Raw genomic sequence first — 23,681 nt, 5'->3', positions numbered from 1 at the left:
GTCGACCAAGGTCGACACCTACCAACAGCCGCCGGAATCTGTCGAAGGTGGGGCGGTGTCGGAGTGCGGGGTGTCAGCCGCATGGATGCGGCTGCCAAGCTTACAGGGACGTACTTGCAGCGTCCCCCGCAACCGGACCCACCCCGCCATCCCACGGAATCCACGCCTTTGCTATTGCTTTTGCTGTTGAGGTTGCCGGCCAGCGGCCGGCACTACCGCCGGTGCAGGGCTGCAAGCCCTGCCGAACAACCCCTTAATCGTGACCGCTGTCGTCCAGGCTGATGATGCCGCGCCGCAGCGCCTGGGTCACCGCATGCGTGCGATCACCCACGCCCAGCTTGTCCATCAGGCTTTTCATGTGCGCCTTCACCGTCTGCTCGGAAATCTGCATGCGCTCGCCGATGCGCTTGTTCGACAGGCCACCGGCCACGTGCCGCAGCACTTCGGTCTCGCGCGGCGACAAGCGGTCTTCCACCACATGTGCGGCAATGCTCGCCGCCACCGCCGGGGGGATCGGTGCGCGCCGGCCGCCGGCGACCATGCGGATCGTATCGACCAGCTCATGGCGCAGCATGTCCTTCAACAGGTACGCACTGGCGCCGGCCTGCAGCGCCCTCACCGCACGTACGTCACCGCGGTAGGTGGTCAGCACGATGATGCGCGCGCGCGGATCCATCGCGCGGATCCGCACGATGGCTTCCACACCATCCAGGCGTGGCATCTGCAGGTCCATCAGCACCACGTCAGGTTGCAGCTGCTGATAGCGCGTGATGGCTTCCTCGCCATCGGCGGCCTCGCCGAGCAGGCGCAGGTCGGAATGGGCACCCAGCAGCGCCGCCAGGCCGTCACGCAGCAGCGGGTGATCATCGACCACCAGTACGCCGATCGGGGCAGGGGATTCAGTCATGGCTCGTTCTACTCCAAGGCCAGCGCCAACGCGATGGCCGGCGGTGATACAGGCGCCGGGCGGGAACCGCCAGCGCGACTTCGGTGCCCAGCCCGGCACGGGTCCACAGCTGCAGTTCCGCACCGAGGCGCTGCGCGCGTTCGCGCATGCCCTGCAGGCCCCAATGGCCGTTGCCGGCATTCTCGTCGGCGATGCCGACGCCGTCGTCGCGCACGTGCAGCAGGAAGCAATGCGTGCCGTACGACAGCTCCACTTCGATGGCGCTGGCGTTGGCATGGCGCAACGCATTGCGGATCGCCTCACGCCCGATCAGGAACACCTCTTCGGCCGCGTCGGCCTGCAACGGTGGCGTTGCACCTTCCACGGTCAGGCGCAGCGGATTGGTGCCGTGCCCCGCGTACTCGGCGTGCACATCGGCCAGTGCCGAAGCGAGGTCGCGGCCAGCAAACGGTCCCTCACGCAGGGCATTGACCCGCTCGCGTCCCTCGGCCAGGTTGCGCTCGGCCAATTGCATCGCTGACTCAAGCTGGCCGCGTACGGGCTCCGGGGTCTGGGGTGACTGGCTGATTGCGTGCAGGCGCAGGATCAGGCCCTGGCTGCCCTGCAGCAGGGTGTCGTGCAGGTCGCGTGCGATGCGTTCGCGTTCGCCATTGCGTTCCTGCAGGCGGGCACGGAACAGCGCAGCCAGCTGCCCGCTGCGGATGCGCACCGCCAGCACCAGCAGCGCGAGTATCGCGGCTGCGCACAGCAGCTTGAACCACACGGTCTGCATGAAGGTGGGGGCGATGCGGAAGCTGCGGCTGGCCGGTGCGGTGCTCCAGATACCGTCTTCGTTGGCGGCTTCCACTTCGAACCGGTAGTTGCCCGGCGCCAGGTTGGTGTAATACGCGCGGGTGCTGCTGCCTGCGTCCTGCCAGCCATCGTCGACGCCGGAGAGGCGATAGCGGTAGCGGTTGCGCTCCGGGCGTGCCAGCGACAGCGCTACGTAGTCGATCTGCAGCTGGCTGGTACCGGCGGGAAGGCGCAGTCCATCGCGTAGCGGCTCGTGCTTGCTGCCATACAGCACGTCGCCGATGCGCACGCTGGGGGCCATCGAATTGACATGGGAGCGGGTGGTGTCCAGCCAGGCCAGGCCCTGGTTGGTGGCCAGCCATAGCAGGCCGTCGTCGGCCAGCGTCGCGGTTGCGATTGGTCCACTCTGCAGGGCAATGCCAGGCATGCCGTCGATCGCGTCGAACAGGCGTGGCGTGACCGGTAGTCCGCTGCGCAAAGCGCGGCGCAGCTGCCCGCTTTCCATCCGCACCAGGCCACGGCTGCCATTGAACCAGAGGTGTCCGTTCGGATCGGCGACCATGCCGGTGATGCCTTCCAGGACGCCGGCCATGTCGGTACGCACCGGAACGAAACGACCATTGCCAACGCGCGCAGCCAGGCCGGCTTCACCGGCAACCAGCAACAGGTCCTGATGATGCAGTATCGCCGTGACCGGTCCGACGGACAGACCCTGAGCGGCATCGAAGCTCTCGATGCGGTTCGCACTCATCCGGCGCAGGCGGCCGTCGGCATAGCCAAGCAGCAGCTGGCCTTGGGCATCCAGCGCCAGCGACGAGCAGGCCTGTTCGGGCAGGCGGACCTCGCGCTGCCACTGGCCGTGCTGGTAGTGCAGCACCCCGCGTTCGCCGGCGCACACCCAGGCCTGCGCGTCGTCAGGGAACAACAGCGCATGCAATGGTTGCCCGGTGAACGGGGCCGGCAGTGGGATCAACGAGGTGTGGCCGGCGACCGTGCGCGCAAGATTGACCCAGTCGAACTGCCAGATCGGCGTGGGTGCCTGGCGTGCGGCGGACTGCAACTGCGTGGCGCTGCCATCCAGCAGCGTGCGCCGCAGATCGTAGGGCTTGAGGTCTTCGCCATAGCCATACACGCGGCCATCGCCGGCCCGCACCAGCGAGCGGTAGGGATCGCTCGGGCCGACCAGCAGGGTGTGCACGCTGCGCGCGCGGAAGCGGTTGAGGCCGAGATTGGTACCGACCCAGAGATTGCCTTCGCGATCGACGATGATCGGCACCGCCGAGGTGGCGGTCAGTCCGTGCGGCGAATCGAAGCGCTCCATGCGCACGGCCCGGGTGCCGTCGAAGGTGATGCGGGCGACGCCGCCGTGCGGGCTCATCGTGGCCCACAGTGCGCCATCGGCAGTGAACTGCAGGCGCGCGGCAACCAGTTCCGGAAGACGCCGCGCTTCACGTTCGCTGGCCGCCAACGGGCCCTGCGCGTTGGCCAGGGGTAAGGTGCCGCGCACCCGGTCGGCCAGCCACACTTCACCCTGCGGGCTTTCGGCCAGCGTCGCCATCTGCGAGACGGCGATGCCGGTGTCCTGGAAGGTTGCGTGGCCGGCAGCGCGCATCCACACCTTCAGATCGGCCAGGACCCAGAATGTGTCCCGGCTGTCGTGCAGCAGCCACTGCACTCGGCGCTCCGGCAGCCCGGCGCTGGCCGGCAGTGGCTGCCAGCGTTGTCCGTCAAAGCGGCGCAGCCCGCCATTGATCGCCGCCCACAGCAGGCCCTCGCGATCCTGGCTGAAGTGCGGGACCACACCGACCGGCACTCCCTGTTCGCGGCCATAGCTGTGCAGCTGCCCCTGCGCGAACCGGCTGATGCCGGCCTGGAAGTAGCCGATCCACAGGGCGCCATCGCGGCCCTGTGCCAGCGTGACCATGTTGGTGGACGGGAACTGGCTGCCGACGGGCGCCGCCTGCCGTTCGAAACGACGGCCATCGAAGCGGTACAGGCCCGAGCCGGTGGCCAGCCACAACAGGCCGTCGCGGTCCTGGGCAATGTCCCAGATATCGCCGGGCGCGCCCTGGCCGACCCGCCAGGCAGTGTGCTCGAAATCGGGCAACCCGCCGCTCACCGGCGGGCGCTGCACGGCAAGGGCGGGCAGGGCGGTCAACAACAGCAGGCACGTCAGCAGCGTCGGCAAGCGACACAGGAACGGGAAGGGGCGGCCACGCATGCCGCGCATTCTGGCAGGTGCGGGGCAGCCCGGGGTGACCCGAACGGGGTAGGCGGCGTGCGCCGACCTCGGCTATCACGCCGGCATGTCCCCTGGAGCCCCGCCATGCAGCGCCTGTTCGTGATGTTCCCCGACCGCGGTCCGGGCATCGGCCTGCTGTGGCTGCGGCTGTGCCTGGCCGCCGCGCTGTGCACGCCCGGCACGCATGCGGGTGGGTGGTCGGCGCTGTGCCTGCTGGCGGCGGCCATGCTCATGCTGGGCGTGTTGACGCCACTGGCAGTGCTGCTGGCGGCCGTGGGCATGTTCGCGCAGCAGGCGCCGTGGCCGCTGGTGGTGCAGCCATTGGCGCTGTTGATGCTGGGCCCCGGCGCCTATTCACTGGATGCGCGGTTGTTTGGTCGTCGCCTGCTCGGGCGTCGGCCTCCCCCATTCGGGTAGGTGCTGGCCTCGACCGACGGGGGTAGGGCATGGCGCAGGTGCCCCGCACCATGGGGCACCCCCTCGCGGCGTCCCGCATGGTCACCGTCTTTCCGCCTGATCCGCCCGCCGCATCACTGGCACCGCAGCAGGCTGCCGCGTTGCAGCGCGCCCTGCGCTATGTCGATGCGCACCTGTCGCAGCCGCTGCGGGTGACCGAACTGGCGGCAGCCGCCTGCGTCAGCCGCTTCCATCTGGTGCGCCTGTTCCGCACCGGTACCGGCGCCAGCCCGCTGCGCTATGTGCGCCGGCGCCGCATCGAGCGTGCGCGCCAGTTGCTGCCGGGTGCGCAGCTGCCGATGGCCTGCCTGGCCCAGCAGTTGGGCTTCTTCGACCAGAGCCACTTCGTCCGCAGCTTCCGCGCGGAGACCGGCTGCAGCCCCGGCCAGTACGTCGCCGGCGATGCCGCCCTGTTGCTTCCCCTTGATCGTGTTTCCAACGGAGTTCACCCATGAGCCTTGCCACCGCTACTCCCGCCCCGGCGCTGCTGTCGCCGACCGACCACGCCCTGGTGCTGATCGACTTCCAGTCGCAGATGGCATTTGCCACCCACACCATCGACATCTCCGCGCTGCGCAACAACGTGTCGCTGATCAGCAAGGGCGCCAAGGGCTTCAACGTGCCGGTGGTGCTGACCACCGTCGCCGAAACGTCGTTCTCCGGCCCGATGTTCCCCGAACTGCCGCAGATCTTCCCGGGCCAGACGGTGTTCGACCGCACCTCGATGAACACCTGGGAAGACCAGCCGGTGATCGATGAGATCAACCGCATCGGCAAGCGTCGTCTGGTTGTTGCTGGCTTGTGGACCAGCGTCTGCATCGTCGGGCCGGCGCTGTCGGCGTTGGCGCAGGGCTTCGAGGTGTATGTGATCACCGATGCCTGTGGCGATGTCAGCGAAGAGGCGCACGAGCGTGCGATCACCCGCATGGTGCAGGCCGGTGCGGTGCCGATGACCAGCGTGCAGTACCTGCTTGAGCTGCAGCGCGACTGGGCACGCGGTGAAACCTACGATCTGACCACCGGCATCGCTCGCGACCATGCCGGCGGCTACGGCATCGGCATCCAGTACGCCAAGAGCATGTTCGGCGCGCAGGAAGGCGGGCACTGAGCATGCTGGCTGGCCATGGCCTCGACCTGGCCCTGCTGATGCTGCGCGTGGCGGCAGGAGGCTTCCTGCTGCCGCACGCGCTGGGCAAGCTGTTCGGCTGGTTCGGTGGGCCGGGGCTGTCTGGTTTCGCTACCGAGCTGCGCAGCTTCGGGCTGCCAGCGGTGGCACCGTTGCCGCTGTTGCTGGCCCTGCTGCAGGTGCTGTCCGGGCTGGCCGTGCTGCTGGGATGGCAGACCCGCATCGCCGCGCTTGCAGCGGCCGCCTTCATCGGTTTCACCGTCCTGTTGGCCCTGCCCAAGGGCTGGTTCTGGATGCGCGGCGGCAGTGAGTACCCGTTGATGTGGACCACGGTACTGCTGGCCATCGCGCTGGCCGGGCCCGGCACCTGGGCACTGGACGTCCACCGCCTTCCGGGAGACCTCGCATGAGTCACGATCCACTCGATCACGGCCGCCGCAACGTGGTGCTGGCCAGTGGCGCTGCCGTAGCGCTCGGCCTAGCCGGTCGCGCCGCTGCCGCACTCGATTCCACTTCCAAGGAGCGTCGCATGAGCACGCTGGTCATCCGCAACGCCCGCATCACCACCCTCGACCCGCAGCAGCCGCATGCGCAGGCGCTTGCCGTGCAGGAAGGACGCATCGTTGCCGTCGGCAGCGACGAGGAGATCATGCGTGGCTGGGGCAATGAAGCGACCTTGATCGACGCCCAGGGCCGGCGCCTGCTGCCCGGCCTCAACGACAGCCATACCCACCTGATCCGTGGTGGCCTGAACTACAACCTGGAGCTGCGCTGGGACGGACTGCGTTCGCTGGGTGACGCGCTGGACATGCTGAAGGCCCAGGTCGACCGCACGCCCGCACCGCAGTGGGTACGCGTGGTCGGTGGCTTCACCGCCGCACAGTTCAATGAGAAGCGCCTGCCGACGCTGCAGGAGCTCAACGACATCGCGCCGGATACGCCGGTGTTCCTGCTGCACCTGTACGACCGCGCGCTGCTGAACCGTGCCGCGCTGCGCGCCTGCGGCTACACCAAGGACACGCCGGACCCGCCGGGCGGGCAGATCGTACGCGATTCGCTGGGCAACCCGACCGGGCTGCTGCTGGCCAAGCCGAATGCGCTGATCCTGTATGCCACGCTGGCCAAGGGCCCGCGCCTGCCGATCGAGTACCAGGCGAACTCGACGCGTCACTTCATGCGTGAACTGAACCGTCTCGGCATCACCTCGGTGATCGATGCCGGCGGTGGCTTCCAGAACTATCCCGAGGACTACCAGGTCATCGAGCAGCTGCACCGCGATGACCAGCTGACAGTGCGCATTGCCTACAACCTGTTCACCCAGAACAAGGGCAAGGAGGTGGATGACTTCCGTGGCTGGAGCGAGATCCTGCAGCCGCGCCAGGGCGATGACCTGCTGCGCCACAACGGTGCCGGCGAGATGCTGGTGTTCTCCGCGGCTGATTTCGAGCTGTTCAACGAGCCACGTCCGGAACTGCCGCCGGAGCTTGAGCCCGAACTGCACGACGTGGTGAAGCTGCTGGTCGAGAAGCGCTGGCCGTTCCGCATCCACGCCACCTACGACGAGAGCATCACCCGCATCCTGGATGTGTACGAACAGGTCAACCGCGAGGTGCCGTTCGATGGCCTGCACTGGTTCATCGACCACGCCGAGACCATCACGCCACGCAACATCGAGCGCATCCGTGCGCTGGGCGGCGGCATCGCCGTGCAGCACCGCATGGCCTACCAGGGCGAGGCCTTCGTCGAGCGCTATGGCGTGCAGGCGGCGCGGCACACGCCTCCGGTCAAGCGCATGCTGGCCGAAGGCGTGCCGGTGGGTGCCGGTACCGATGCCACCCGCGTGGCCAGCTACAACCCGTGGGTGGCGTTGTCCTGGCTGGTGACCGGGCGCACCGTGGGCGGGCTGGCCCTGTATGGCGATGAGAACCTGCTCGAGCGCGAGCAGGCGCTGCGCCTGTGGACACAGGGCAGCGCCTGGTTCTCCGGCGACGAAGCGGTGAAGGGCACGCTGAAAGCCGGTCAGCTGGCCGACTTCATCCTGCTCTCGGCCGACTTCTTCCGTGTGGATGACGCGCAGATCGCCGACATCACCAGCGTGCTGACCGTGGTCGGCGGGCGCATCGTGCATGCAGATGCCGACTATGCAGGGCTCGCGCCGCAGCTGCCGCCGGCGATGCCGGACTGGTCGCCGGTCAACCGGTTCGGTGGCTACCACGTCGGCGGTGCCGCCACCGGGTTGGCCGCCGCCCATCGCCACCATCACGGTGTGGCCTGCAGTACGCATGGCGCTCACGGTCACGCCGCGCAGCATGCGGCGCCCACCGATGACCTGACCGCGTTCTGGGGCGCGATGGGATGCTCGTGCTTCGCGTTCTGAGCCTGGCGCTGCTGGCCGTGCCATCGCTGGCGCTGGCCTGCGAGGGTGGCCGCTGCACTGACGCCGGTGACGGCCAATTGCAGTGGGATGCCTCGCTGCGCCTGCGTGGCCTGTACTACGACCCGACCCGGTTCGGTATTGCTGGCAGTGAAGATGGCTATGGCCTGCTGCGTGCGTTGGCCTCGGCCACCTACGTGGAGGACAGCTGGCAGGCAAAGCTGCAGCTGGGCGCGCATGCCGAGAATGGCAAGGCCGGCGGCCCGGGCCGCACCGACCGCAGCGCGTTGGATGTGCAGCAGGTGTACTGGCGCTGGCAGCGCAGCGGCTTCCACCTGCAACTCGGTCGGCAGGAAGCCGGCTACGGAAGCTCACGGCTGTTGTCGGTGCGCAATGGGCCGAACATCCGCCTGGCCTTCGACGGTGCGCGCCTGGGCTGGAAGGGCCGCCTCGGCACGCTTGATCTGATGGCACTGCGACCGGTGGAGAACCGGCCGGGTGCCTTTGATGATCGCGGCGAACACGGTGCCCACCTGTGGGGTGCCTATGCCACCACGGCACGCGGGCAGAGCGCGGGACAGTGGGATCTGTATCTGCTGGACTACCGCCGCGAAGGCGCACGCTTCGCGGCAGGTTCCGGCACCGAGCGGCGGCAGACCGTGGGTGCGCGCTGGTTCGGCCAGGCCGGTGCACTGGACTGGAACAGCGAGCTGGTGGCGCAGGGCGGTGAACTGCGAACGGCCGTCGGCACGCTCGATATCCGCGCCTGGACGCTGGCCACCGATACGGGTTGGCGCTGGACGGACCTGCCGTTGCAACCGCGGTTGGGGCTGAAGGCGGACATCGCCAGTGGCGATGGCAATCCGCATGACGGCCGCCTGGGAACCTTCAATGCACTGTTCCCGAAATCGGCCTATTTCAGTGAGGCCAGCCTGCTGGCCCCGGCCAACCTGATGGACATCCAGCCCACCCTGACCCTGCGCCTGCACGACGCGGTGACGACGGAGCTGGGCGTACAGATGGCGTGGAAGCATCGGCGTGCCGATGCGGTCTACACCACGCCGGCACCGCTGGTGGCATTGCCGGGCAGCGCCGGTGGCGCGCGCCGCATTGGTAATCAGTACAAATCCGAAAGCCGCTGGCAGGCCAGCGAACACTGGCAATGGCAGCTGCAGCTGGCCTGGGTGGATGCCGGTCCTGCACTGAAGCAGGCCGGCGGCCAGGACACGCTGTTCGCCTCGATCGTTGGAGCATGGCAATGGTGAACGCAACCGCGTCACAACCCCCCGCACAGGCCGCAGGTGCCTGGTCCCCGCTGAAAGTCCAGATGTTCCGTTCAATCTGGCTGGCAATCCTGGCCAGCAACATCGGCACCTGGGTCAATGATGTCGCCGCTGCCTGGGTGATGGCAGAACGTACCGGCTCACCGTTGATGGTGGCGCTGGTGCAATCGGCCACCACCGTACCGATCGTGCTGCTGGCACTGGCCGCCGGCACGCTGGCCGACATCGTCGATCGCCGCAGGTACCTGTTGGCGACCCAGGGCTGGATGCTGCTGGTCGCCGCCGTGATGGCGACGCTGACCGCGATGGACCTGCTGACCCCGCAGCTGCTGGTGCTGCTGACCTTCTGCATGGGCTGCGGTGCAGCGATGGCGATGCCGGCGCAGGCCGCGATCGTGTCCGAGCTGGTGCCGCAGCCGATGCTGGCTTCGGCGGTGGCGCTGAACTCGATCGGCATCAACATCGCGCGCTCGATCGGCCCGGCCATCGGTGGCGTGATCGTCGCCCAGCTCGGTGCGGTCTGGGCGTTCGGCTTCAATGCGATCACGTTCGCAGCAATGCTGTTCGTGGTGTGGGGTTGGAAGCGCGACCCGAAGCAGTCCAGCCTGCCGCCGGAAGGCTTTGGTGCAGGGCTGAAGGCGGGCCTGCGCTATGCGAGCCGCGCCGGGCGGCTGCAGGCCGTGCTGATCAAGTCGGTGGGCTTCTTCTTCTTTGCTGCGGCGATGAATGCACTGCTGCCGGTGGTGGTACGCGGCCAGATGCAGGGTGGTGCGGGGCAGTACGGCATGCTGCTGGGCTGCATCGGTATCGGTGCAGTGGGCGGGGCCTTGCTGCTGCCGAAGCTGCGCGCGCAGTTGGATCGCGACCTGCTGGTGCTGCTGGCCACGCTGTCGCTGGCTCTGAGCCTGGTCGGGCTGGCGCTGACCCGCAGCTGGTACGTGCTGCCATTGGTGATGCTGATCAACGGGTTTGCCTGGATCACCGTGCTGTCGTCGCTGCAGATTGCGGCGCAGACTGCAGTGCCAGCGTGGGTACGCGCGCGTGCACTGGCGCTTTACATCATGGTGTTCTCTGCCGGCATGGCGGCTGGTGGCCTGAGCTGGGGCGCGCTGGCACAGCGCACCTCGCCGGAGCTGGCGTTGCTGGTGGCTGCCGCAGGCGCGGTGATAGGGGGGCTGCTGGTGTGGCGCGTTCGCATTGCTGGCACCGAGGATCTGAACCTGCAACCGGCCGGGCACTGGCCGGCGCCGGAGCTGTCGGTGCCGGTGTCGAACGATCGCGGCCCGGTGCTGATCACCATCGAGTACCGCATCGACGATGCTGATCGTGCCGCGTTCCAGGCGCAGATGCGGGCGCTGGGCACGATCCGCCGCCGCGATGGCGCGGTGGTCTGGGGCGTGGTCGAGGACGTGGCCAGCCCAGGCATCCACCTGGAGTATTTCGTGACCCCGTCATGGCTGGAGCACCTGCGCCAACACGAACGCATCACCGCCGATGACAAGGCGATCCAGGAAGTGCTGCGGGAGCTGCATCGCGGTGAGCGTGCGCCTGTGGTGCGCCACTTCGTGGGTGGGCATGACCCGCTGCCGAAGGCCGGGGTCCCGCATCACCACACCGACATCTGACCCGCCGGTGGTAGAGCCGGCCGCTGGCCGGCTGCGCGTGATCACGATGGATGATCGGGTTGCCGGCCAGCGGCCGGCACTACCGAAGGAGCGGCGGCGCCGTTACGGCGCCGCCGCGGTGAATCACTTGCGCGCGAACGCCAGCAGGTCGGCGTTGAACTGGTCAGCGTGGGTGACGGTCAGGCCGTGCGGTGCACCCGGGTACACCTTCAACTCGGCGTCCTTGATGATCTGCGAGGACAGCCTGGCTGAGGCATCGAACGGCACGATCTGGTCGTCATCACCGTGCACCACCAGCGCCGGGACGTCGATCTTCTTCAGGTCCTCGGTGTAGTCCACTTCCGAGAACTCGTGCACGCAGTCGTACTGGCCCTTGACACCACCGAGCATGCCCTGCAGCCAGAACGCATCACGCATGCCCTGGGTAACGGTGTTGCCGTTGCGGTTCGCACCGAAGAACGGTGTGGTCAGGTCCTTGAAGAACTGCGAGCGGTCGCCGCCGGTGCCCTTGCGGATGCCATCGAAGACCTCCAGCGGGGTCCCCGCCGGGTTGGCATCGGTCTTCAGCATCAGCGGCGGCACGGCGCCGACCAGCACCACCTTGGACACGCGCTCGCTGCCGTGGCGGCCGATGTAGTGGGCCACTTCGCCGCCGCCGGTGGAATGGCCGACCAGGATCGCGTCCTTCAGGTCCAGCGCCTCGATTACTGCGGCCAGGTCATCGGCGTAGGTGTCCATGTTGTTGCCATCCCAGGTCTGGCTCGAACGGCCGTGGCTGCGACGGTCGTGAGCGATCACGCGGAAGCCGTTCTGGCCCATGAACAGCATCTGCGGGTCCCAGGCGTCGGACGACAGCGGCCAGCCGTGGGCGAACACGATCGGCTGGCCGGTACCCCAATCCTTGTAGAAGATGCGGGCGCCGTCGGCGACGGTGACGAAGTTGCTCATTGCGGTTTCCTTGGCGGAAGGGAGGGAAGGCACCGGCGTGGATGCCGGTGTCGCCGGCAGTACAGCGCAGCGCCAGACCGGCGACTTGCACGGCTGTGCTGGATTACGCCGGATGTGACGCGTATCGCTCTGGCACGAAGCCATTCCGGCATTGAGGATGGCGGCAGCCCTGCCGAGGAGCCTGCAATGCCGAATGCGTATTGGAGCGTGTTGTTGTGCCTGCTGCTGGCCACGGGGGCCAACGCTCAGACCAACGTCTACAAATGCGTGGACGGGGCGCATCCGGTCTACCAGCAGACGCCGTGCCAGGGGCGTGCCGAATGGCGCTGGGAGGTGCCAGCGGAGCCGCCCTCAACAGGTGCGACCGCGGCCAAGGCAGCGAGCCCGGCCTCAAGTCGTCCGCGTGTGGTGCAGCAGGGGCGTGCGCGGGCTGCATTGATACCGATCAGCGCGGATCCCGCCGCCTGTGAGCGTGCGCGGCAGCAACGCGGGAAGGTGCTGGCCAATGGCAAGCACATGGACTTCGTGCAGCGCCGGCAACTGGACGATGCCGTGCACGAGGCGTGCCGTTGAAACGGAATGGTGCCGGAAACGACAACGGCGCCCGTGGGCGCCGTTGGACAGGATGCAAGGTGCTGGACCTCAGCGACCGTCGCTGGCCGCCGCCGGTGCCGGCGAGGGCACGCTGTCCGGCTTTGGCAGGCTCAGTTCCGGGTTGCCCTGTTCGGCCTGCAGTATCTGGATGCGGCGTTGCAGGGAATCCAGCTGGCTGTTGGTGCTCTGCACGTCGCTGCTCAGGCTGACCGCCTGCTGCTGGGCCTGCTGCAGGGCAGCGCTGACCTGGGCCGACTGTGCCTGCTGCTGTTCCATTTCCTGCTGCAGTGTGCGCAGGCGTTCCTCGTTGTAGGCCACCAGGCGCTCGGTATAGCGCTTGCCGGCTTCCAGGCGGGTGGTGTCGATGTAGACCTGGGCCAGCTGCTCTGACTGCTGCGCGAAGGTGCGGTAGACACGCTCGGCGTTGTCGACGGCATCGGTCTTGATCACCCGCCAGAAGTTCTTCTCCTGGAACAGGGCCACGTAGTAGGTCAGGGTGTTGGCATTGAACAGCAGGCTGGCGCCGTAGTTGCCGTTGTAGGTGGTGCGCAGCTCGGTCAGCTGGCGGGCATCCATCAGCTGCTTGAGCTCGTCAACGGTGTTGCGCACCACCGGTGCGGTACGTGCGGCCGGCTCTGCGGCTGCTTCGCGGTCGCCACGGGCAGCCATCGCCGCCGGTGCCACCAGCATCATGGCCACGGCCAGCAGTGCCGCGCCGCGCGCGTGCCGGGCGAAGACCGCGCCCCCTGAAGTTTCTCGCATGTCTAGACCATCCACGGATGAGTGTGGGTTGAGATGAAGGTGGTTCCCCGCCGGGAGTCTAGCATGTGCGCGGGCGCCGCCAAGGGCGCCCGTCACGGGTCAGTAGACCAGCTGTGCGGGCGTGCACTGGATGGACTGGACATGCACATCCGTACGGCCCAGTTCCAGGCCCAGCACCTGCGCCAGCAGCGAGCGCAGCAGGGAGCCGACGCTGTTGAGCAGCGGCTTCAGGACGTCCAGGGCGGGCTTCAGCAGGAAGCACAGCAGACCCGAACAACTGACCGGGCCATTGCCGGGGGCGGTGACGCCGTCGCCGGCGAACTGGTCCAGAAAGCCGTCGTGGGCGGTCTGCAGGTAAGACGCGAGGTTCTGCGTCATGCAGTTGTTGTAGGCCTGGTCGCTCAAGGAAATCAGCAGGCTTGCACACCGGTTGACGGTCAGTCCGCCGAGCAGGCTACCCAGCAGTGCCGGCAGCACGCCCAGCCCTTCGCCAGTCACAGCTGTGCGATAGCCTTTCCAGACCGAGCCATCCTCCCAGCATGTGAGCAGGCCCACCAGGCAGGGTTTTGGAACACCCTTGGGTACATCCCACGTGCCCAAAGGCTTCAACCCCCGCGTCTGGTCGCCAAGTTCGAGCAGCTTGATGGATGCATCGACGTCGTAGCGATTGCGACCAACGTTGGCTGCTTTCAGGTAGCGATCGGCCAACTGCGCTGCGGTCGAGCCCTGGCTCATGCCATCGTCGCGCGGATCGAGCACGCCGGAGAGTACGCGCAGCAGCTCGCTGACCAGTTCGGACACGGCGGTGCCCACCTCCAGGGAGTTGACCTGGGTTGAACCGGTCGCGCCGGCAGGGAGGGTGAGGCTTTGAGTGTCGGTAAGCGTATTGACCTTGATGCTGTCATTGATCAACGGAGCACCGAGCAGTGTCAGCATCTGTTCCTTCTGCAGGGTGTCGCCACAGACATTCTGCTTGGAGAACCGCTCGCTGTCGGCCACCTTGCCGACGCAGGCGCGAAGCACGGAGGACTCGACCTTGATCGTTGCCGTGGGAGGCGTGCTGCCACATTGCAGGCTGGTCAGGGTCGCCATTGCATTGGTCACGTCTGCATGGACCGGCAGCTTCAGGCGGATGCCCAGCAGTGAAAGCACGCCGCCTGCAACGGGAATGTTGTTGGTGTCGATGTCGAGAAAGACGCGGATCTGCGCGTTGTAGGCGCGCGAGCCAATGCCACCGATGGCGATCGATGGCGGTTCCACCACGGCGGCTTTCGCATTGACCAGGCCCAGCAGGTTGAGTTCATTGACCGAGACCGCACGGCCGCCATTGGCGATGCTGATGCTGGTGCCGATCAGGTCCAGCACATTGACATCGGCCTGCAGCGCGCTGGAAATCGTTCCATCCGGCGCGACCACGCGTGCGAACAAGCCGCCGCCGCTGTCATCGGAGCCGAGTTTCACCTCCAGCTGCTTGAGGTCGATGCCCTTCACGACCAGGGCATTCTCCAGTGCACTCAGGTCCACGTGGGCAACGCCCTGCTGGCTCAGCAGGTCAACGGTCGCCTGAAGGATCTTGCCCAGCTTGACCGTGCGGCCGGCCAGCAGATTGTTGAACTCCGCCACGCCCATGTTGACGTCGATCGGAATGCCCAGTGCCTGCAGCAGTCCATTCGGGGTGATATGCGCCTGTGCAAGGCCGTCGTAGCCGAGCAGGGTGGTCTTGTCGAGGTCGGCACCCACCAGTTTCAGGACATTTCCCAGTGGCGTGTTGCCGTTGATGCGCAGCAGTTGCGAGCCGACACTGAAAACCGCCGTAGGCTCTGCACGGCGCGCCACGGCCTGCGCGGTCACGGTCGGCAGGCTGCTGTTCTGCCCGAAGAAGGGAAGCACCGCGCGGCGGGTGATGACACGGACGGCGTTGCGTTGATTCGCTGCATCGACGACCGGACTGAAGTGCCCCTCGGTGGCCCGGGTCACGTTCCAGTTTCCGCAACGGATTTCCAGGCTTCCTGCGAACTTGTTCTGGGTGAGTGCGCTCTGCCGCGCAGCACTGTTGTCGCTGTTGTCCGAGGTGCACAGCTCCAGCCGTTGCGCTCCAGCCAGTGCGGCCAGATCAGCGACTTTCTGCGCATCGCGCTTGGCCCAGAACAGGTAACCGATCTCGATCAGGCCCAGCATTGCCAGCAACGCCAGCATGACCAGCATCATGGTGATCGACATGCCGCCCCGCGGGCGGCTGAAACTGAACTGGCGTGGGCGTTTCATGGCCTACCTCAGCGTCCGGATGAGGATGATCCCTTGGACTTGGCGACATCGGTTTCAAAGAAGTCCGGGATCTCGTGTTCGAAGCTCTTCATGTAGCGGGTGTAGCTCAGCGTCGCCTGGTCGCCAAGGATCGGCAGGTGCTGCCCGGCCTGTTGTCCCGATGCCTGCAGGCGGAACAGGTTGCGCGTGGTATCGCCGATCTGGCTGCGGCTGGGTCGCGCGGCTGCAGCACTGCCCTCGGTGATGGCCACCGCCGCAGGCGCGGCCTGCGGCACCGGTGCCGGCGGGGTCGCCAGGTCCACGGTGGCCAGTGATTCGGACTGCAGCGGTTGCGAAGCCGGCGCAGCCGGCGTGCTGCCGCCAAGCATCTGCCCGGTCAGCGGCTGTTGCTGCGCCTGCGCGGCGGCGGCCGGTAACAGGCAGATCAGAACGGGCAGCAGGCGTCGGGTCAGGGGCGTCGCGGTCATGGTGTGTTCCCGTTCGGGTGGTCGGAGGCGCTGAAGCGTTCCAGCATCGAGGGCGGCAGGCGCTGCGGATCGCGCTCATCGCGGCTGTCGCGGCGTGGTTCCGCCGCCAGTCGCGTGGCGCCGGGAGGGTTACTGGCGGGAGCACGTGCAGGGGCCGGCACGACTGCGGCAGCTGCCGCTGCGGCCTGGCGCTGCTGCAGGCGGGCACGGATCTGTGCCGCCTGCTGCTGGATGCTGAGCCGGGTGTCCTCGTTGAGGTTGGCCTGCTGGGCGAGGCGTTCGGCGGTGGCGGTGTCGCCACGCAGCACCGCCCACAGGGCGAGGTTGGCGGTGGCCTTGGCATTGCCCGGCGACAGCTCCAGCGCCTTGGCCAAGGGTTCGCGTGCGCGCTCGAACTGTCCGGCGCGCAGCCGCGCATAGCCGAGGTCGCCGAGATAGCTTGTATTCAAGGGCTGCAGTTCGGTCGCCCGCGCCAGGGCCTGCTCACTGCCGGCGTCGTCGTCGCGGCGCGCGGCAATCAGGCCCAGGCCATGGGCGGCCGCGGCGGCCTGGGGGCCACTGGAAAGATCGCGGTACAGGGTGATCGCCGCATCGGCCTGGCCGGTCTCGCGCAGCGCGTCGGCCTGCAGCAGGCGCAATGCCGGCGGATCACCGTAGCGCTGGCGGAAGGCGTCGACGTGGGCGAGCGAGGCATACCATGCGCCTTGCTGCTGCATGCGCTCGATCAGTTCCAGGTAGGCATTGCGGCTGTCCTGCGGCGCCGGTTCGGGCGCGGCCAGGCTGGGCGCGCGCAGGTACTTCGGCGTGGTCGATGCACAGCCGCTGGCGCCGGCAACGGCGGCCAGGGCAACAATCAGGCAGGAAGTGCGCAGGGCAGGCATCAGGGGGACCCCATCTTGGACATGGTGGTGGCCAGCGCGACCAGCGCCGGGCCGGCAAGGACCAGCATCAGCGCTGGCAGCAGGGTCAGCATCATCACCACGGTCATCTTCACCGAGAGCTTGCCGACCTTTTCCTTCAGCGTGTTGCGACGCTGTTCGCGCAGGCGGATGCTGAACTGCCGCAGCGGCTCCTGTACCGCGCCGCCATGGGCGTGCACCTGCAGGATCAGCTGCATCAGGCTGGTCAGGTCATCGTCGGCATAGACCTCGCTCAGCCGGCGCAGCGACTGCGCGCGCGTGCGGCCATGGGTATAGGCGACGTTGGCCTCCTGCAGCTCGCCGCCGAGGACCGGCAATGCATCGCGCAGCTTGTCGCCGAGTGTCTGCAGGCTCTGGTCCATGCTGAAGCCCACGCCCTGCAGCAGGCGCAGCAGGTCGATCAGCAGCGGCAGCTCGTTGTCGACCGCGCGCCGGCGCCGCTTCACCCAGGACGAGAGAATGAACTTGGGCAGCAGCAGGCCAGCGGCCAGGGCGCCGATGATCACCATGATCCTGGCCAGCCCCGTGACGCTGCTGAATGTCAGCACCAGTGCCAGTACCAGCACGGCCAGCAGCAGGCGCAGGCCGAGGTAGATGGCCGTACCACGGCGGGTGTTCCACCCGGCCAGATCCAACAGCAGACGGTCTTCATTGGCCAGCAATGCCGTTTCCAGGCGACCGCCGCTGAGGGCACGGCCGAAGCGTTCGAGCCAGCCCAGTGAATCGTGCCGTGCAGGTTCGGTGTCACGGGACTCCTCGCGCGGCTGCAGGGCGGTCTTCAAGGTGGCCGTTGTACGCTGCTCACGATGGCTGCGTACCCAGCCGCCGATACCGAGCAGGGCGATACCGGCAGCCAGCACGAGCAGGGAGAGGGCGAACCAGGCGCTGGCGCTCATCGGTTGTCTCCGGTGGGGCGAGGGTGATTCATAGCGACTTGGCCAGGCGATACAGCAGGAAGCCACCGACAAGCTCCATGCCCAGTGCAAGCAGCAGGATCTTGTGGCCAAGCGGGTCGTGCAGCACCGGCTGGAAGAAGTCCGGGCTGGTGATCGCCATCAATACCGCGCAGGCCGGTGGCAACAGGCCCAGCACCCACGCTGACATCCGCGTCTCCGAGGTCGTCGCTGCAAGCTCCTGCTGGGCCTGTTCCAGATCGCGCATGAAATCGCCCATGCGCTGCAGGATCTGGTCGGAGCGGCCGCCGATGCGCACGCTGACACCGATCACCACCGACAGTACCTTCAGTACATCCATGCGATAGGGATGCGAGGCCTGTGCGAGTGCACGGTCCAGCTCCATGCCGCTGCGCGCAAAGCGCACCGTGGTGTCCAGCAGCCCGCGCAACGGCGCGCTGGTCTGCATCGATGCAACCTGGAACGCGGCCTGCAGGCTGTTGCCCAGTGCAGTCAGCCGCACCAGGTTGTCGAGGAAGTCCGGCAGCTGATGCAGCAGTTGCGCACGCAGCTTCGTGGTCCGCCGCATCACCCACAGCCAGCAGCCAAGCAGGTACAGCAGCAGGGTCAGCGGAAACATCCACGCGGTGCCCAGCCGCAGCATCGCGACCACCGACAGTACCAGCCCCGGCACCAGCAGCATGATTGGAATTTTCCAGCCGGTCTGCAGGCCGGCGCGCTGCAGCAGGCCATCCAGCGGCAGCACGCGGCGCCCGCCGCCGGCAGGCCGCGCCGGATCGTTGGCAGCGGTGACGGACGGCCCGGCGGGTGCTCCGCCCGTGGCGCTTCCACGCGAAAGCTGCTGCTCGGCGTGGCGCAATGAAACCTGTCGTTGTTCACGGCTGCTGGCGGTGCCCCACAGCCACGCCGCCAGCGCCAGCAGCACCGCGATGATGCTCAACACGCCCAGCAGCGCGCCGGTGCCCATGCTCAGAAGTCTCCGTAGAGCGATTCACGCAGCTGCTGGCGGAACGGCTCCAGCTTGTGCGAGTGCGGGTGGAAGCCCAGCCCGATCCAGCGGTCGGTTTCCTTGCCGTTGCCGTCGATCTGCAGTTCGTGGCGGAACATTTCCTGGGTGGTGATCAGGTTGTCGCTGACACCGGTGATCTCGGTGATCGAGACCAGCACGCGGCGGCCGCTGCCCAGGCGCGAGATCTGCACGATGAAGTCGATGGCACTGGCGATCTGCCGGCGCAGGCTGTCCTCGCTGCCCTGGAAGCCGGCAAAGCCGGCCAGCATCTCGATCCGGTACAGGCAGTCGCGCGGTGAGTTGGCATGGATGGTCGCCATCGAGCCGTCGTGGCCGGTGTTCATCGCCTGCAGCATTTCCAGCACCTCGGCGCCGCGCACCTCGCCGACCACGATGCGGTCGGGGCGCATGCGCAGGCTGTTGCGGACCAGATCGCGGATGCTGACCGCACCGTGGCCTTCGGCGCCACCGATACGGCTTTCCAGACGAACCACATGCGGGTGGTTGAGCGAGAGTTCGGCGGTGTCCTCGACAGTGATCACGCGCTCGTTCGCGGGAACGTAGCTGGCCAGGGCGTTCAGCAGCGAGGTCTTGCCCGAGCTGGTGCCGCCGGACACCAGGATGTTGCAGCGGCCCAGCACCATCGCCTTCAGCAAGGCCTGCATCGGCGCATCGAAGGTGCCCTTGGCCAGCAGTTCATCGGGCGTGAACGGATCCTTGCGGAACTTGCGGATGGACACCATCGGTCCGTCCACCGCCAGTGGCGAGATGATCGCGTTGAGGCGGCCGCCGTTGGGCAGGCGCGCATCGACCATCGGATTGGAATCATCCAGCCGGCGCCCAAGCGGGGCGAGGATGCGGCGCAGGATGCGCAGCAGATGCGTATCGTCGGTGAAGCGCTGGGTGGCCCGCTTGAGCTGGCCGCCCTGGGACACGTGCACATCCTTGAAACCGTTGATCAGGATGTCTTCGATGGACGGGTCGTGCAGCAGGTCGTCCAGCGGGCCGAAGCCGGTCAGCTCCTTGACCAGGCCCTCGGCGACCACCTGCATTTCCTCTTCGTTGATCGGGATGCGCCACTCCTGGATGAAGCCCACCGTCTGCACCTGCACCCAGCGGGCGATGGTGTCGGGGGCCCAGGAATCGATGTCGATCCGCTCGTCCTCGATGCTGTTGAGCAGATGCTCATGTGCGGCCGACAGCACCTTCTGGTACTGCTCGGTCTGCGCGAACGGCTGGTGGCCCGGCGCGCTTTCGGGCAGCACCGGCCGGGCAACGGCATGCGGGAACGGGGTTACCTTGTCTTCCATTGCGATCCACCCAGGGCAAGGGAGAGTCTTTCCCGCAGGCCCTGCGCCTGGACCGGGCAGGCAGCCGGGTCCAGGCGCGAAACCAGCGGGGCGAGGGCACGCAGGTAGGGGTCGCGCGGCGCATCCTGCAGCAGCAGGTGGCCCTGGCTGGCAGCCAGGCGCACGCGCGGTCGCTCGGGAAGCGTGGCCAGCAGGGGCACCTCGAAGCGGCGCGCGATCTGCTCCGGGCTCATGCCGCTGCTGTCATCGTGGCGGTTGATCACCAGCTGCAGGCGCTTCTCGCGTTCGCGCTGCCCGGCAAGGTGCTTCAGTGCCTGGTCGAGCGACACCAGCGTGGCGATGGAGGCATCGGTGACCAGCCAGATCTCGTCGGCCTGGTCCAGCAGCAGCGGTGGCAGCTGACGCAGCGGGCAGCCACCGGCATCACACAGCACGCTGGCGAACACAGTGCGCAGGCGCTGCAGCAGGGCACCCGGATCGGACGGCGGCACCGCATCGCTGCCGCTGGCGCGGTCCAGCAGCACCAGCCCGGAATCGTGACGGGCCATGGCCGTGCGGGCGAGCGTGGCGTCGATGCGGCTGGCGTTGCGCAGCGCGTCTTCGTAATGGAAGCGGCTGTCCAGGTTGAGGTACAGCGCAAGGTCACCCGAAGGCTGGGCCAGCTCCATCAGCAGGCCGTCCTGCAGCAGTGCCTCGCCCTGTGCCAGCGCACGGGTCTGCTGAGCCAGCACCGAAAGATGTGCGGCCAGCGTACTGGTGCCGACCCCGGCGCGCACGCCCAGCAGCACGATCAGGCGCGCCTTGTGTGCGTGTTGCGCGGCGGCGGCCGGTCGTGGCGACAGGGCGCGACGCAGCGCGGCCTCGATGCCGACGTTGTCGCTGTCCAGGTCCAGCACATCACGCAGGCCCGCCCGCAATGCGATGACGACACCTTCCACCTGGCCGGCACTGGTGGCACCGACGGCAACCAATGCCAGATCCGGCTCTGTCTGTTGCAGTTGCTGCGCCAGCACGCTGGAGGCGGCAGCATGTTCGGGGCGGAAATCGAGCAGCACAAGGCTCTGCGGCCCGCGTTGCAGGTCCTGGGCGGAGGTCGGCGTACTGCTGTCCTGCCAGTGCAGGGTGGTGGTCGGCGGCAGTTTGGCCGCCAGCCGCGGCAGCAGTTCGCGATCCATTCCGTACAGGACCAGGTTCATCGGCGGTCCTTGCGGATGCAGCGGCTGGGCAGTGGCGTAGGGCATGGGCGTGGTATCGCAGGCATCATGGAATCAGCGTGAGAAGCCGGGCACCGGGTCCTGGCTGATCGGACCCAGCAGCCAGGCGCCCCATTCGGGCATGTGCGGCTTGGCTTCGCGGTCGCCGGGCAGGGGCAGCTCGGTGTTGCGTGCCAGCGGCTTCACCAGGCGTGGTGTGACGATGATCACCAGTTCCTTGTCCTGGCGCTTGTAGTCGAAGTTGCGGAAGAACGAGCCGATGATCGGCAGGTCACCCAGCAGCGGAATCTTGCCGACGCTGGAAACCACGTTGGAACTGACCAGGCCGCCGATCACGAAGCTCTCGCCATCGCCCAGCTCGACCGTGGTGTCGGCGCGGCGGGTGGTGATCGAGGGAATCTGCACGCCGTTGAGCGCGATGGCGTTGCTGTAGTCCAGGTCGCTGGCTTCCGGCGCGACTTTCAGGGCAATGCGGTTCGGCGCCAGTACCGTCGGTGTCACCGTCAGGCCGATGCCGAAGGGCTTGTAGGTGATCGTAGTGGTGCCCAGCCCCTGCGGTTCCAGGATCGGCAGCTCGCCGCCGGCCAGGAAACTGGCGCTCTGCCCGGACAGCGCAACCAGTGTCGGCTCGGCCAGCACACGCGCCATGCCATTGCTCTGCAGCAGGTCGACGTCGGCATTCCACAGGCCCTTGGTCGAGCCGAATACCAGGCGGAAGGCCGAAGATATGGGCGATTCGGCTTCGTTGCCGGAGTTGCCTTCCTTCATGCCAGGCAGGATGCCGGTGTTGCCCGGCAGCTGGCCACCCGGGCGGGCGAAGCCGTAGGCGAAGTTGCCATTGCGGTTCTGGAAGCTGATGCCGATCTGCTTCAGTGCGGTCTTGTTGAATTCGACCACCTTGACCTCGACCTGGACCACGCCGCCGCTGCTCACCGTGGATGCGTCGGCAAGCAGGCCATCCTTGCCCAGGGCCATGGCGGCAGTCTTCTGCTCCTGCATGTGCGACAGCACACTGTCGGTGCTTCCCTGCAGCAGGCCCTGATTGTCCTGCTGGGTGAATACCAGCCCGTTCGTACCGGTATCGGCCGCACCCTGCACCGCGCTTTGTACCCGTACCTGCAGGCGCTGTGGCTCGGCCTGCTTGCGGTGCCAGAGCAGCAGCGTGGTGGTGCCCGGCGCCTTGCCGACCAGCAATGCCTGGCGCTGGCCGCGCAGCATCACGATATCGGCCACGCCCGGATCGGCAATGGCGACCCGCTCCAGATCGCCCGGCAGAGTCCAGGGGCGTTGCTCACGCGCCTGCAGCACCAGGTCGTCGGCGGCCACGCTCGTCGCCGGTGCCAGCAGCACCAGCAGCAGGGCCAGCCAGCGCTGGCGGGGGGAAGGGCGTGGACTGCGGCGACGTTCGGTCATGGATGCGCTCGATGCAGGTCAAAGGGAACCACGGGGGGCGGAGCTGTCACCTCGGATGATCTCGATGCCCGATGCGCGCGGGGCGCTGCGCCGCGGTGCGGGTGCACGTGCCGGGGCATCCTGGGTGCTGCGCGCCGGCGTGTTGCTGCGGCCGGCCAATGCATCGCCGTCGATGCCAGCAAAGGCGTGATTCTCTGGCCGCTGCAGCGCGAGCTGCTGTTCCGCATCCAGGCCACGCAGTGGATCAATCACCCCGCGTGCCTGCGGGAACAGCGCCAGATCGGGCTGGCCGGAATCGCCAGGGTTGCGCAGGGCGAGGAACAGCTTGCCCTGCTGTGCACCCAGCAGCAGCCGGTTGGCATCGGCCACCGGCACCGCCAGTACCGCGCTGCGTGCGGGCTGGGCGGTCTCGCTGCCCGTGCTCTGGGTGCTGCTGCTTCCGGTGATGTCTGCGGCGCGTGGATCGTTGCGGGCATCGGTCTCACTGCTGGCAACAGCGTCATGGTTGGCCGGGGCGATGTCCTGCTGGCCATAGCTGAGCACGCGCAGGCGCGACAACAGCAGACGCGTCTGTGCCGCCTCGGCCGGGCCGCTGGGGTTGGATTGGGCAGTGCGCAGGTTGAGGAACACGTCGACGAAATCACCCGGCAGGATGCGGTTGCCGGCACCCACCAGCTCGTCGACCGGGACCGCGAGTGCGCGTTCCCCGGGGCGCAGCTGCAGCGAGAATCCCTGCGCGAGTGCATTGCTGCTGATCGCCGTGCCTTCGGCGATGTCCTGCACGGGAACCTTTCCGACTACGGCGGAAATGCTGGTGGCGGCGCCGGCAACCGGGGCGCTGCGCTGTGCGAGACGCAGTCCATTGGCAGAGATCGGTTCGCCGGCCGGCAGTCGTGCCACCGCCTCCACCACGGTGATCGCCTGGGCTTCGCTCTGCGCGACCGGGGCAACCGTGGCCGGCGCGGCCTGCTTGCGCCCGATCATCAAGGCGATCACCGCCAGCAGCACGGCCAGCCCGATCAGGGCGACGGCAGCAATGCGGGTCAACTTGAGCATGGAA

General features: G+C 67.5%; 21 protein-coding genes. 8 read left to right on the top strand and 13 right to left on the bottom strand.

All coding sequences use genetic code 11. From position 1 onward, the window contains the following. Positions 1–253: 253 nt before the first annotated feature. Positions 254–907, bottom strand: a complete 654-nt coding sequence (locus EKL94_RS03545) for a response regulator (protein ID WP_126928004.1) — start codon at positions 905–907, stop codon at positions 254–256. Then, on the bottom strand, positions 900–3,929 hold the full coding sequence (locus EKL94_RS03540; protein ID WP_126928003.1) for a sensor histidine kinase: 3,030 nt from the start codon (positions 3,927–3,929) through the stop codon (positions 900–902). The genes EKL94_RS03545 and EKL94_RS03540 overlap by 8 nt, the downstream gene beginning before the upstream one ends. Positions 3,930–4,025: 96 nt before the next feature. Here EKL94_RS03540 and EKL94_RS03535 point away from each other — a divergent pair, with 96 nt between their 5' ends. The 7 genes from EKL94_RS03535 (at position 4,026) to EKL94_RS03505 (ending at position 10,805) form a co-directional block, all read left to right on the top strand. Further along, on the top strand, positions 4,026–4,358 hold the full coding sequence (locus tag EKL94_RS03535; RefSeq protein WP_126928002.1) for a hypothetical protein: 333 nt from the start codon (positions 4,026–4,028) through the stop codon (positions 4,356–4,358). Positions 4,359–4,408: 50 nt separating this feature from the next. Then, the gene (locus tag EKL94_RS03530) at positions 4,409–4,852 is read left to right on the top strand and encodes a helix-turn-helix transcriptional regulator (protein WP_126928001.1); all 444 of its coding nucleotides are present in this window, start codon (positions 4,409–4,411) and stop codon (positions 4,850–4,852) included. Then, positions 4,849–5,505 (top strand): hydrolase, encoded by a 657-nt coding sequence (locus tag EKL94_RS03525; RefSeq protein ID WP_024956239.1) that lies wholly within the window; start codon positions 4,849–4,851, stop codon positions 5,503–5,505. The genes EKL94_RS03530 and EKL94_RS03525 overlap by 4 nt, the downstream gene beginning before the upstream one ends. Positions 5,506–5,507: 2 nt before the next feature. Then, positions 5,508–5,933 carry a DoxX family protein gene (locus EKL94_RS03520; RefSeq protein ID WP_126928000.1) on the top strand — a complete coding sequence of 142 codons (426 nt, stop codon included), beginning with the start codon at positions 5,508–5,510 and terminating at the stop codon, positions 5,931–5,933. Between the two features lie 119 nt (positions 5,934–6,052). Then, a complete protein-coding gene (locus tag EKL94_RS03515) occupies positions 6,053–7,900 on the top strand; it encodes an amidohydrolase (protein ID WP_185829983.1) in 1,848 nt (615 codons plus the stop codon). After that, on the top strand, positions 7,879–9,162 hold the full coding sequence (locus EKL94_RS03510; protein WP_126927998.1) for an alginate export family protein: 1,284 nt from the start codon (positions 7,879–7,881) through the stop codon (positions 9,160–9,162). The genes EKL94_RS03515 and EKL94_RS03510 overlap by 22 nt, the downstream gene beginning before the upstream one ends. Then, positions 9,156–10,805 (top strand): MFS transporter, encoded by a 1,650-nt coding sequence (locus EKL94_RS03505; RefSeq protein ID WP_126927997.1) that lies wholly within the window; start codon positions 9,156–9,158, stop codon positions 10,803–10,805. Before EKL94_RS03510 ends, EKL94_RS03505 begins: the two co-directional genes overlap by 7 nt. Positions 10,806–10,928: 123 nt before the next feature. On the opposite strand, the gene EKL94_RS03500 is transcribed toward EKL94_RS03505, so the two are convergent. Next, positions 10,929–11,753 carry an alpha/beta fold hydrolase gene (locus tag EKL94_RS03500; RefSeq protein WP_126927996.1) on the bottom strand — a complete coding sequence of 275 codons (825 nt, stop codon included), beginning with the start codon at positions 11,751–11,753 and terminating at the stop codon, positions 10,929–10,931. Positions 11,754–11,939: 186 nt separating this feature from the next. Between EKL94_RS03500 and EKL94_RS03495 the strand changes: the two genes are divergently transcribed. After that, entirely contained in the window at positions 11,940–12,326 is a 387-nt protein-coding gene (locus tag EKL94_RS03495) for a DUF4124 domain-containing protein (protein ID WP_126927995.1), read from the top strand. 69 nt (positions 12,327–12,395) lie between these two features. On the opposite strand, the gene EKL94_RS03490 is transcribed toward EKL94_RS03495, so the two are convergent. The 10 genes from EKL94_RS03490 to cpaB form a co-directional block, all read right to left on the bottom strand. Further along, complete coding sequence (locus tag EKL94_RS03490) at positions 12,396–13,109, bottom strand: DUF2968 domain-containing protein (RefSeq protein ID WP_043402505.1); 714 nt, start codon at positions 13,107–13,109, stop codon at positions 12,396–12,398. 99 nt (positions 13,110–13,208) lie between these two features. Further along, positions 13,209–15,374 carry a TadG family pilus assembly protein gene (locus EKL94_RS03485; RefSeq protein ID WP_126927994.1) on the bottom strand — a complete coding sequence of 722 codons (2,166 nt, stop codon included), beginning with the start codon at positions 15,372–15,374 and terminating at the stop codon, positions 13,209–13,211. A gap of 8 nt (positions 15,375–15,382) precedes the next feature. Then, on the bottom strand, positions 15,383–15,841 hold the full coding sequence (locus EKL94_RS03480) for a DUF3613 domain-containing protein (RefSeq protein ID WP_126927993.1): 459 nt from the start codon (positions 15,839–15,841) through the stop codon (positions 15,383–15,385). Continuing rightward, entirely contained in the window at positions 15,838–16,722 is an 885-nt protein-coding gene (locus tag EKL94_RS03475) for a tetratricopeptide repeat protein (protein WP_126927992.1), read from the bottom strand. Before EKL94_RS03475 ends, EKL94_RS03480 begins: the two co-directional genes overlap by 4 nt. Next, positions 16,722–17,657: a type II secretion system F family protein gene (locus tag EKL94_RS03470; protein ID WP_126927991.1), complete on the bottom strand. Its 936-nt coding sequence runs from the start codon at positions 17,655–17,657 to the stop codon at positions 16,722–16,724. The genes EKL94_RS03475 and EKL94_RS03470 overlap by 1 nt, the downstream gene beginning before the upstream one ends. 28 nt (positions 17,658–17,685) lie before the next feature. Further along, entirely contained in the window at positions 17,686–18,642 is a 957-nt protein-coding gene (locus tag EKL94_RS03465) for a type II secretion system F family protein (RefSeq protein ID WP_126927990.1), read from the bottom strand. A gap of 2 nt (positions 18,643–18,644) precedes the next feature. Next, positions 18,645–19,994, bottom strand: a complete 1,350-nt coding sequence (locus tag EKL94_RS03460; RefSeq protein ID WP_126927989.1) for a TadA family conjugal transfer-associated ATPase — start codon at positions 19,992–19,994, stop codon at positions 18,645–18,647. Then, on the bottom strand, positions 19,979–21,235 hold the full coding sequence (locus EKL94_RS03455; protein ID WP_010485134.1) for a CpaE/TadZ family protein: 1,257 nt from the start codon (positions 21,233–21,235) through the stop codon (positions 19,979–19,981). The genes EKL94_RS03460 and EKL94_RS03455 overlap by 16 nt, the downstream gene beginning before the upstream one ends. 27 nt (positions 21,236–21,262) lie before the next feature. Next, positions 21,263–22,621: a type II and III secretion system protein family protein gene (locus EKL94_RS03450; RefSeq protein ID WP_126927988.1), complete on the bottom strand. Its 1,359-nt coding sequence runs from the start codon at positions 22,619–22,621 to the stop codon at positions 21,263–21,265. A gap of 18 nt (positions 22,622–22,639) precedes the next feature. After that, positions 22,640–23,677: a Flp pilus assembly protein CpaB gene (gene cpaB, locus EKL94_RS03445; protein ID WP_126927987.1), complete on the bottom strand. Its 1,038-nt coding sequence runs from the start codon at positions 23,675–23,677 to the stop codon at positions 22,640–22,642. Positions 23,678–23,681: the final 4 nt, after the last annotated feature.

The sequence above is a fragment of the Stenotrophomonas maltophilia genome (assembly GCF_003970865.1).
GTDB lineage: Bacteria > Pseudomonadota > Gammaproteobacteria > Xanthomonadales > Xanthomonadaceae > Stenotrophomonas > Stenotrophomonas maltophilia_AR.
Note: the sequence above shows the minus strand (reverse complement) of the source record. Positions and strands in the feature narration are given on the sequence as shown.